This is a genomic window from Streptomyces sp. adm13(2018) (assembly GCF_008042145.1).
Classification (GTDB): domain Bacteria; phylum Actinomycetota; class Actinomycetes; order Streptomycetales; family Streptomycetaceae; genus Streptomyces.
Genome location: NZ_RDBH01000124.1, coordinates 6,732 through 17,146, shown reverse-complemented (window position 1 = coordinate 17,146; position 10,415 = coordinate 6,732). Strand labels below are relative to the sequence as shown.

Annotated in this window: 10 protein-coding genes; 5 read left to right on the top strand and 5 right to left on the bottom strand. The window is 74.5% G+C overall.

The window, feature by feature from the left end:
• Together EAO70_RS15730 and EAO70_RS15725 are read left to right on the top strand one after the other, a co-directional pair.
• Positions 1-631: acyl-CoA dehydrogenase family protein (locus tag EAO70_RS15730; RefSeq protein ID WP_261992890.1), on the top strand; the 631-nt coding region annotated here is incomplete at its 5' end.
• Positions 632-1,102, top strand: a complete 471-nt coding sequence (locus EAO70_RS15725; RefSeq protein WP_148003607.1) for a nitroreductase family deazaflavin-dependent oxidoreductase — start codon at positions 632-634, stop codon at positions 1,100-1,102.
• Between the two features lie 165 nt (positions 1,103-1,267).
• Here the strand turns inward: EAO70_RS15725 and EAO70_RS15720 are convergent, their stop codons facing one another.
• Positions 1,268-1,915 (bottom strand): TetR family transcriptional regulator, encoded by a 648-nt coding sequence (locus EAO70_RS15720; RefSeq protein ID WP_030315615.1) that lies wholly within the window; start codon positions 1,913-1,915, stop codon positions 1,268-1,270.
• Positions 1,916-2,292: 377 nt separating this feature from the next.
• Between EAO70_RS15720 and EAO70_RS15715 the strand changes: the two genes are divergently transcribed.
• Both EAO70_RS15715 and EAO70_RS15710 read left to right on the top strand, forming a co-directional pair.
• Positions 2,293-3,078, top strand: coding sequence for a VOC family protein (locus EAO70_RS15715; protein WP_148003606.1), 786 nt, complete (start codon positions 2,293-2,295; stop codon positions 3,076-3,078).
• Positions 3,079-3,225: 147 nt separating this feature from the next.
• Entirely contained in the window at positions 3,226-5,646 is a 2,421-nt protein-coding gene (locus tag EAO70_RS15710; protein ID WP_148003605.1) for a PQQ-binding-like beta-propeller repeat protein, read from the top strand.
• Positions 5,647-5,701: 55 nt separating this feature from the next.
• Here the strand turns inward: EAO70_RS15710 and EAO70_RS15705 are convergent, their stop codons facing one another.
• The 4 genes from EAO70_RS15705 to EAO70_RS15690 are packed head-to-tail and all read right to left on the bottom strand — an operon-like array spanning position 5,702 to position 8,748.
• A complete protein-coding gene (locus tag EAO70_RS15705) occupies positions 5,702-6,328 on the bottom strand; it encodes a hypothetical protein (RefSeq protein ID WP_148003604.1) in 627 nt (208 codons plus the stop codon).
• 56 nt (positions 6,329-6,384) lie between these two features.
• Positions 6,385-7,170, bottom strand: coding sequence for an enoyl-CoA hydratase/isomerase family protein (locus EAO70_RS15700; RefSeq protein ID WP_148003603.1), 786 nt, complete (start codon positions 7,168-7,170; stop codon positions 6,385-6,387).
• Entirely contained in the window at positions 7,167-7,592 is a 426-nt protein-coding gene (locus EAO70_RS15695) for a Zn-ribbon domain-containing OB-fold protein (protein WP_148003602.1), read from the bottom strand. The genes EAO70_RS15700 and EAO70_RS15695 overlap by 4 nt, the downstream gene beginning before the upstream one ends.
• A gap of 13 nt (positions 7,593-7,605) precedes the next feature.
• Positions 7,606-8,748: a lipid-transfer protein gene (locus EAO70_RS15690; protein ID WP_148003601.1), complete on the bottom strand. Its 1,143-nt coding sequence runs from the start codon at positions 8,746-8,748 to the stop codon at positions 7,606-7,608.
• A 90-nt stretch (positions 8,749-8,838) separates the two neighbouring features.
• Here EAO70_RS15690 and EAO70_RS15685 point away from each other — a divergent pair, with 90 nt between their 5' ends.
• Positions 8,839-10,383: a FadD3 family acyl-CoA ligase gene (locus EAO70_RS15685; RefSeq protein ID WP_148003610.1), complete on the top strand. Its 1,545-nt coding sequence runs from the start codon at positions 8,839-8,841 to the stop codon at positions 10,381-10,383.
• Positions 10,384-10,415 lie beyond the last annotated feature (32 nt).

Sequence of the window (10,415 nt, the reverse complement as noted above, 5' to 3'; positions counted from 1 at the left end):
GTCCGGTCGAGGGCCTCCCGGGCCGTGCCGGTCCGGTCGAGGGCCTCCCGGGCCGTGCCGACGGCCTCGGCGGCCAGCAGGACGGCGGCGCGGCGACGGACCCACCCGCCCCCAGGCCTCCGTCCAGTTCCGCGACACCGCCGCCGAACTGCTCGGCGAGGAGCCCGCCGACGTCCTCGCCGCCCTCGCCGCCACCGGCCGCCGCGCCGCCGTCCTGCTGGCCGCCGAGGCCGTCGGCACGGCCCGGGAGGCCCTCGACCGGACCGTCGCCCACATCGGCGGGAGCGAGCGGCCCGGCCGGCCCGCCGGCTCCCTCCCGGCGGCCGGACACCGCCTCGCCGACCTCTGCGTCCAGGTCGAGGCCGCGCGCTCCCTCACGTACGCCGCCGCCCGGGAACCCGGCCCCGGGCACGACGGCGGACCGCTCGCCCTCGCCCACGCGCTGGAGGCGCTGCGCGCCGCCGCCGACGAGTGCGTCCGGCTCCCCGGCGGCCTCGGCGTCACCGGGGAGCACGAGGCGCAGCCCTTCTTCCGGCGGGCCGCCTCCGACGAACTGCTCTTCGGGCCCGTGCGGCGGCTGCGCGCCCGCGCGGCGGAACGGACCGGACTCCTCGGAGAGGCGGCGGCGTAGATGCTCCTGGGACGCACCCTCATGCAGAAGATGTCCTCGACCCGGACGTTCGCCCGGATCGGCCCGCGCGTGGTGCCCGCCATGGACAAGGCCGTACACCGGCTGACCAGGGGAAAGGTGCTGCTCAGTGCCCGGATGCTGCCCGGTGTGGTGCTGACCGCCCGGGGTGCGAGGAGCGGGCTGCCCCGGGTCACCCCGCTCGCCTGCCTGCCGGAGGCGGACGGCGGCTGGCTGCTCGTCGGCTCCAACTTCGGCCGCCCGGGACACCCGGCATGGACCGCGAACCTGCTCGCCCATCCGGACGTCGAGGTGAACTGGAAGGGCGAGGACATCCCCGTACGGGCCCGGCTGCTCGCGGGCGAGGAGCGCGCGGAGGCCTGGCGGGCGGCCCTGGAGTTCTGGCCGCCGTACGCCACGTACCAGGCGCGGATCGAGCGCGAGATCAGACTGTTCCGGCTGACGCGGCGGTGAGGGACCGGCGGGCGGGCGGCCCGGGTGCCGGACACGGCGACGCCGACCCCGGCCGTGATGACGCCGAAACCGACGCCGGCCCCGGACACGGCGACGCCGACGGCGGTCCGTGGGGGCGGGCCGCCGTCGGCGTCGACGACAGGACGGGTGGAGGAGGGGTCGGGACTATCTGGTCGGCTTCTTGCCGGTGATGCCCAGATGCACCAACAGGGCCAGGTTGGGCTTGAGTTCGGCCTGCTTCACGCCCCAGGTCGTGAAGCCCTTCTGGTGGCCGGCGACCGCGGCCAGCATCGCCACCAGCGAGCCGGCCATGGCGGCGGGGCTGACCTCCTTGTCGACCTTGCCCTTGGCCTGGAGCTCCTTCACCGCGTCCGTGAGGGAGTTGGTGACCGAGTTCAGGATCTTCATGCGGATCTTGTAGAACCGCTTGTCGCCCTCCGCGGCGCCGAGGTCCACGACCCGGAGGATCGCGTCGTGCTTCCGCCAGAAGTCCAGGAAGCCCTCGACGAGTTCCTCGGAGGTCTGCCAGCCCGCCTTGCCGACCCAGGAGCGGCCGGAGACCAGCTCGGTCAACCCGGCGCCCTCCTTGGCCATTTCCTCCGCGATCTCGAGCACGGCCCCCTCGACGTCCGGGAAGTACTGATAGAACGTCGCGGGTGAAGTACCCGCCTTCCGGGCCACATCGATGACCTTGACGTCCCGGTAGGGCGAGGAGCTGAGCATCTCACCGAGGCAGTCGAGCAGCTTCTGCCGCGTCGCCTGCCCGCGTCGTCCGGCCACGCGGCCGTCGACGGTGCGTACTTGTCCTGTCATGCCGTCAGCTTACCGAGGGGGTGTCGGCGCGCGATTCGGCCGACTGCAAATGGGGTGCACCCCCCGGCCGCGCGTGTTCTCCGAGGTCGGCACGCGTGTCTCCACGGGCGGCCCGGCGCGGGGGAGGGGCGGGATCGCGCCACTCCTGGCGGGCGGCGAAGGCGGCGGCCCGCTCTCCACCGGGCGGAGAGGGCCCGGCCTCCCCGGCCCGCCGCGGCAACCGCGTACCCGAACAGGCTTATGAACAGCCTGTGGACAACTTCGGTGGACAACCCGGGCGCCCCAAGGGTTCCGGACCTGTAAATCGGTACTTTGTTCGTATATCCGGGTGTTCCGGAGCCCTGCGGGACCGCTTCCGGCGACCTAGCGTGGTGGACATGGCCGTACGCACCGAGGGCACCCCCTGCTGGGTGGAGGCGCAGCTCCCCGACCTCCGGGCGGGCAAGCGCTTCTACGGCGAGCTCTTCGGCTGGACCTTCGACCCCGACCGCGACGAGGCCCTCCTCGACGGCCGCCGGGTGGCCGGCCTCCTCCCCAAGCGCGACGGCCGCATGCCCACCACCTGGACGCTCTACCTGGCCACCCCGGACGCGGGCGCCCTCGCCACCCGGATCAGGGCCGCCGGCGGCCAGATGGTCATGGCGCCCTACCCCGTCGGCCCCTTCGGCGTCCTCGCGCTCGCCGCGGACCCCGGCGGCGCCGTCTTCGGCCTCCGCCAGTCCGGGGACGACGACGGCTTCGAGACGACCGACGAACCGGGCGCCTACTGCTGGATGGAGGTGTACACGCGCCGCCCCGACGCCGTCGACACCTTCTACGCCGCCGTCTTCGGCTACCTCGGCCGGCAGGCCGACCCCGACGAGGAAGGCCGGGACAGCGGCTTCGACTACCGCGTCTGGTCGCCCCCCGGCTCCCGGCCCGGCGACGACAGCGCCTTCGGCGGCCGCGCCGTCATCAGTGACGACTTCCCCGCGGAGATGCCGGGCCACGTCCTCGTCTACTTCGTCGTCGACGACTGCGACGAGGCCTGCGCGACCACCCTCCGGCTCGGCGGCCGGGTCGCCACCCCCGCCTTCGACACCCCGCACGGCCGGATCGCCGTCCTCCACGACAACCAGGGCGCGCGGTTCGCGGTCCTCTCGGAGCCCTCCCGCCCCGCGTGAGGACCACCCGCGGGCGCCCCGCGGGGTGCTTCCTTATGACCTGAGACACCCCGATCCGCCCCCGGGTTCGCAACCGGGCCCTCGGACAGGAAGAATCAGGGCCACGGGGCCGTACCCTCATGGCCCGTACGGGGAGGTGGCAGGCAAGTGGAACAGCTGACGCAGCACGACCCGAGACGTATCGGGCCCTTCGAGGTGCTGGGCCGGCTCGGCGCGGGCGGAATGGGTCTGGTCTATCTCGCACGCTCGGCCTCGGGCCGGCGCGTGGCGATCAAGACCGTGCGCACGGAGCTCGCTGAGGACCAGCTGTTCCGGGTCCGCTTCACCCGCGAGGTGGAGGCCGCGCGGGCGGTCTCCGGCTTCTACACGGCCGCCGTCGTGGACGCCGACCCGCGGGCCGCCGTGCCCTGGCTGGCGACCGCGTACGTCCCCGCGCCCTCGCTCGAGGAGATAGTGAACGAGTGCGGACCGCTCCCGGCCCAGGCCGTGCGCTGGCTGGCCGCCGGCGTAGCCGAGGCCCTGCAGTCCATCCACGGCGCGGGCCTGGTCCACCGCGACCTCAAGCCCTCCAACGTCCTCGTCGTCGAGGACGGCCCCCGGGTGATCGACTTCGGCATCGCGTCGGGCGTCTCCAACACGCGCCTGACCATGACCAACGTCGCCGTCGGCACCCCGGCCTACATGTCGCCCGAGCAGGCCCGCGACTCGCGCAGCGTCACCGGCGCCAGCGACGTCTTCTCGCTGGGCTCGATGCTGGTCTTCGCGGCCACCGGCCACGCGCCGTTCCACGGCGCCAACCCGGTCGAGACCGTCTTCATGCTGCTGCGCGAGGGACCCGACCTGGAGGGCCTGCCCGACGAGCTGCGGCCCCTCATCGACTCCTGCATGCAGATGGACGTCAGCCGCCGGCCCACCCCGGCCGACCTCCAGGCCCAGCTGGCCCCGCACCTCTTCGGCCCCGGCAGCGACGACAGCGGCACGGCCTCGGCCTGGCTGCCGCGGAGCGCCACCGACATGATCGAGACCCGCCGCGGCGGCCGCCCGGCCCCGCCGGCCACCGCGCCGCCGATGCCGCCGCGCCCGCCCCGGCAGCCCGCCGAGCGGGGCGGCGACCCGCGCTTCCCGGAGCCGGCGCCCGTCGCCGGCGGCCGGCACGCGGGACCCGCCGAGAGCGGCGGCGGACCCGTGCGCCTCGCCGGCGCGACCGTCCCGATCGGCCCCGGACCCCGGGTCGCCGACACCCGGGCGGCGCTCGCCGTCGGCCGCGGCGCCGACGCCGGCCCGGCGACCGGCTGGATCCGGCCGCCCGGCGGCGGCCCGCACGGCGCGGACCACGGTTCGTACGCCGGGGAGCCCGGCCCGCCGCCCGGCTCCCGCCCGGTCAACGTGCCACCGCAGGGCTCCGACCAGACCGCGCCGGCCGAGCCCGGCCCCTGGCGGCCGTGGCGCTTCCGGATGTCGAACGACGTCTGGGGTACCCCGGTCGTGGACGGCGACCTGTTGTACGTGACCTCTTTCGAGGTACACGCGCTGGACACCGGCAGCGGCCGGCGCCAGTTCAAGACCCGGGACGTGGCCTGGTCCATGGCCGTCTCCGCAGGCCGGATCCACGCCTCCGACGGCCCCACCCTCTACGCCCTCGACGCGACCGACGGCACCGAGCGCTGGCGGCTGCGGACGGACGCCTGGGTCTACGCGCTCCAGGTCGACCGGGGCACCGTCGTCACCGGGACGCGCGGCGGCGGCGTACAGGCCTGGGAGGCCTCCAACGGCGCCAAGCTGTGGGAGATCACCGGCGCCCAGACCGACTTCGAGACCCCGGAGGCGGGACCCGCCGTGCACGGCGACACCGTGTACGTGTGGCGGGACGCCCGCCTCCAGGCCCTCGACGCCCGCACCGGGACGGAGCGCTGGTCGTACCCGATCGGCGACGCCGCCTCCTGCGCCAACGTGCCCGTCCGGGTGGCGCAGGCCGAGGACGGCTGCGTGTACGTCTCCGCCGGGACCCGGGTCCTGTCGATCGACGTCGCCGCGGGGCACGTCCGCTGGCACTTCGAGGCCCCGGCCGTCTTCACCTCCCCGCCGGCGTTCGCCCCGGGACCGGCCGTCACGGGCGGCGGGGTGTACCTCTCCGACCACCTCGGCACGGTCTACGCCCTGGACGCCACCACCGGCCAGGACCGCTGGCGCATCGCGACCGAGCCGCGCCAGTCGACCGAGCCCGTCCTCGTCGCCGACGGCAACGTGCACGTCGGCAGCGGCAGCGCGCTGTACACGCTCGACGCGGTCACCGGCACGCCCCGCTGGCGGTTCGCGGCCGGCGGCGAGCTGGTCGGCTCGCCGGTCGTCGCCGACGGCCGGGTCCACTTCGGCTCGGCCGACCACGTCCTCTACACCCTGGACGCGACCGGTGGCCAGCTCCGCTGGAAGCTCGCGACCGGCGGCGAGATCACCGGCTCGCCGGTGGTCCGGGGCGGGGTCGTCTACGCGTGCAGCAAGGACCGCTGCGTGTACGCGCTCGACGCGGTCAAGGGCACGGCCACCGGCCGGGGAGCCGCCGCCCGGTAGGACACCGCCGCGGGCCGAGGCCGCGCGCACGAGGGGGACCCGCCCCGGGGCATGCTCAGCTCCCCGGCGGCGGGTTCCGCCGTTCCTGGTCGGGGTCCCGGACCGGGACGTCGTAGGTCTGCGTCGCCGCGTACGGCGCCGAGGCCTGCGGGTGCGCCCGCGGATCCTCCCGGGGGTCGGGGTCGTCCGGGCGCGGCCCGTCCGGGCGCGGTGCGTCCGGCGCCGGGCGGGCGGACCGCGGCGGCGGCCGGTCCCCTCGGTGCGGGGCGCGGGACCTGCCCGACATGACGAGCGCGCCGATCAGCAGCAGGACGCCGCCGCCCAGGGCGTTCGCGACGCCGTCGCCGAGACCGCCGCCGTCGCCGCCCACCGTCAGGCTGCCTTCGGCCTGCCCGACCCGCACCATCCACAGCACGGTGAAGCCGAGGACGACGATCCCGGCGCACGCGACCAGCAGCCGGGAGCGCAGCAGCACGCCGAGGAGGGTCAGCAGGGCGGCGAAGAGGAACGGCGCGAGGATCGAGCCGATCACCTCGGCCCTGGCGTCGGTGATGCCGGTGAACAGCTCGTCGATCGCGTAGTCGCGTCCGTGACGGCCGTCGTACCAGGCACGGAAGGGGCTCCAGACGGCGGCCGTCGCTCCGGCGAGAGCCAGGACCGAGCCGGCGAGGTTACGGATCATCGCTGCGGCCTCCTCGGGGTCCTGCTCCCGCTCCCGACGCTACGCCACCCCGTCGGCTACCGCGTCCTGAAGCCCGTCCCCCGCTTCCCGAACAGCTCCGCCTGACGGTCCGCGGGCAGGTTTCCCAGCGCGACCAGGTGCGGCGCGTGCGCCAGTGCCTGGGCGCGGGCGGCCTGCTGCACCGACCACAGGGCCCGGACCGTGCCCTGGACCGCCTCCGTCGGATGGCCCGCGACGACGGCGGCGGCCGCGCGGGCGGCGGCCAGCGCGCCGCCGGGCGGGGTCAGCTCGGAGACGAGCCCGGTCTCGTACGCGCGCCGGGCCGAGATCCGCTCGGCGCCGCCCATCAGTGCCATCCGGGCGATCTCCCCGTACGGCATGCGCAGCGCCATGTGGACGGTCTCGAAGGCGCTGACCATGCCGTAGGTGGTGTGCGGGTCGAAGAAGGCGGCGTCCTCGCCCGCGATCAGGAACTCGGCCTCGCCGAGCAGGTAGAACGCCCCGCCGCAGGCCATCCCCTCGACGGCGGCGACGACCGGCTTCCACAGGTCGTTGGCCTTGGGGCCGATCGCGAGCAGCGGGTCGTCGATCGTGTACGGGGAGGAGGGCTGGGGCACCTCCCCCACGGCGGTCCGGTCGATCCCGGTGGAGAAGGCCCGCCCGCCGGCGCCGGTGACGACGATCGCGCGGACCCCGTCCTCGTACCGGAAGCCCCGCCAGACGGCGCCCAGCGCGCGGGCCATGGCGGGGGTGATCGCGTTGTGCCGCTCGGGCCGGTCGAGGGTGACGACGGCGACGCCGGTCTCCTCGTCCCGCTCGACCGTGATGCCGGGGCCGCTCATCCGCGCTCCAGGAGCCAGCGCGGGACGACGACGCCGTCGATCTCGGCGAAGGCCACCCGCACCGGGGCCCCGATCCGGAGCCGGCTCGGGTCGACGGAGTCGAGCGGGGCGTCCGGGGTGGCGACCACGTTGCCGACGAGGCGGATGCGGGGCGCGTCGGCGAGTTCGACGATCACCGCGTTGTACGGGGCCTGGGCGGCGTAGTCGGGCAGCAGGGGCGGGTGGGGGAACACGTACGACCAGATCCGGCCGCGGCCGGACATCGGGCGCCACTCGCTCGCGAACGACTGGCAGTGCGGGCAGCAGGGGCGGGGCGGGAAGCGCAGCTCGCCGCAGTCGGCGCAGCTCTGGACGCGCAGTTCGCCCCGGGCGGCGTACTCCCAGAAGGGGGCGCCGTCCTCGTCGGTGACGGGGGTCAGCATGGGGACCAGCTCCTCAGGCGCGCAGCAGGACGGCGGAGGTGGGGACGCCCTCGCCTGCGGTGACCAGGCAGGTGGCGGCGTCGGGGACTTGGGCGGTGGAGGTGCCGCGGAGCTGCTTCACACCCTCGTTGATGAGGTTGAAGCCGTGGACGTAGGCCTCGCTGAGGCCGCCGCCGCCCGTGTTGATGGGCAGCCGGCCGCCGGTCTCCAGGGCGCCGCCCTCGGTGAAGGCGGCGCCCTCGCCGCGGCCGCAGAAGCCGTAGCCCTCCAGGGAGAGGGGGACGAGCGGGGTGAAGGCGTCGTAGATCTGGGCGACGTCGACGTCCTGCGGCCCGAAGTCGGCCTGCTTCCACAGATGGCGGGCGGCGGTCCAGGCGGGGCCCGAGAGCGGGTCGTCGTTCCAGTAGTTGACCATGCCGTGGTGCTGGGCGGGCAGGCCCTGGGCGGCGGAGTGCACGTACACGGGCTTCCGTCGGCAGTCGCGGGCCCGGGCGGCGGAGACGATGACGCAGGCCAGCGCGCCGTCGGTCTCCAGGCAGTTGTCGAAGAGGCAGAGGGGGTCGCTGATCCAGCGCGAGGTCATGTACATCTCGCGGGTCAGCGGGCGCTCGTACATGATCGCGTCGGGGTTCTGGTTGGCGCGGTTGCGGCAGGCCAGGGCCACGTTGAAGAGGTGGTCGCGGGTGGCGCCGTACTCGTGCATGTAGCGCCGGGCCAGCATGCCGATCTCGTCGGCGGGGCGGAGCAGTCCGAAGGGGCGGGTCCACTGGCCGGGGGTGGGCAGCTGGACGGCGGTGTTCTTCCAGGGCCGGGGGCCGCTGCCGCGCTTGCGGGAGCGCCAGGCGACGCCGACGGTGGCCTGGCCGGTGGCGACGGCGGCGGCCAGGTGGCCGACGGTGGCGCAGGAACCGCCGCCGCCGTAGCCGACCTTGGAGAAGAAGGTGACGTCGCCGGCGCCGATGGCCTTGGCGACCTCGACCTCGTCGGTCTCCTCCATCGTGTACGAGGCGAACCCGTCGACCTCGGAGGGCTCGATCCCGGCGTCGTCGAGGGCGGCGAGGATCGCCCGGCAGGCGAGCGTCCTCTCCGACTCGGGGAGTTGTTTGGCGAAGGCCGTCTGACCTATGCCGACGATGGCCGTGGCGTCCTTGAGCACCGGACCTCCTCCTGGGGCAGCACTGCTGACAGCGCGTCAGGCTACAACTAATCTGACGGATAGTCAGCTACAGGGAGGTTGGGTATGGACATGCGCGGCGACCTGGAGTGGGGCACGATCCCCGGTCTCGTCCGAGCGGCCGCCGAGCGCTACGGCGCCCGGGAGGCCGTCGTCGACGGCCGCAACCGGATCAGCTACGCCGAACTCGGCGCCCGCGTCGAACGGGCCGCGGCCGGCTGCCTCGCCACCGGCATACGCACGGGGGACCGGGTCGCGATCTGGGCCCCCAACACCCTCGACTGGATCGTCTCCGCGCTCGGTGCCGTCACCGCCGGCGCCGTCCTCGTCCCGCTCAACACCCGCTTCAAGGGCACCGAGGCCGCCTCCGTCCTCCAGCGCTCCCGCGCCCGCCTGCTCTTCGTCACCGGCACCTTCCTCGGCACCTCCTACGTGGCCTCCCTGCGCCGCTCCGGGGTCGCGCTGCCCGACCTGGAGAAGGTCGTGGTCCTCGGCGACACCGCGCCCGAGGAGTGGACGACCTGGAAGGAGTTCCTCGCCGAGGGCGACGCCGTCCCGGCGGACCGGGTCCGGGCGCGGGCCGCCGCCCTCGCCCCCGCGGCCCCCTCCGACATCGTCTACACGTCCGGCACCACCGGCCGCCCCAAGGGCGCAGTCATCAGCCACGCACAGAGCCTGCGCTGCTACGCGATCTGGTCCGAACTGGCGGGCCTGCGCGAGGGCGACCGTTACCTCGTGGTCAACCCGTTCTTCCACACCTTCGGCTACAAGGCCGGGATCCTCGCCTGCCTGATGCGGGGCGCGGTGATCGTCCCGCAGTCCGTCTTCACCGTCGACACCGTCCTCGCCAACATCGCCGCCGAACGCATCACCGTCCTCCCTGGACCCCCCACCCTCCACCAGTCCCTCCTGGACCACCCGGCGCGCGGCGGCCACGACCTCTCCACCCTCCGCCTGGTCGTGACGGGCGCGGCCGTGATCCCCCTCCGGCTGGTCGAACGGCTCCGCACGGAGCTCGGCGTCGGCACGGTCCTCACGGCGTACGGTCTCTCCGAGGCGAGCGGGATCGTCACCATGTGCCGCCGCGAGGACCCGGCGGAGACGGTGGCCACCACCTCGGGCCGCGCGATCCCCGGCACGGAGGTCCGCGTTTCGCCGACGGGGGAGGTCCTGGTCCGCGGCCACCACGTGATGAGCGGCTACTTCGAGGACGAGCCCGAGACCGCGGCGGCGATCGACGAGGACGGCTGGCTGCATACCGGCGACATCGGGGTCCTCGACGAGGCCGGCAACCTGCGCATCACCGACCGCCTCAAGGACATGTTCATCGTGGGCGGCTTCAACGCCTACCCGGCCGAGATCGAGCAGCTCCTGGGCCTCCACCCGGACATCGCGGACGTCGCCGTGATCGGCGTCCCGGACCCGAGGCTGGGCGAGGTCGGCAAGGCGTTCGCGGTCCGCAGGCCGGGCGCCCGGGTCACGGCGGACGACCTGATCGCCTGGTCGCGCCGCGAGATGGCGAACTTCAAGGTCCCGAGGCAGGTCGAGTTCGTGACCGAACTGCCGAGGAACGCGAGCGGGAAGGTGGTGAAGGGGGAGCTGCGGGGGCGGTGTTGAGGGAAGGGGGAGCTGCGGGGGCGGTGTTGAGG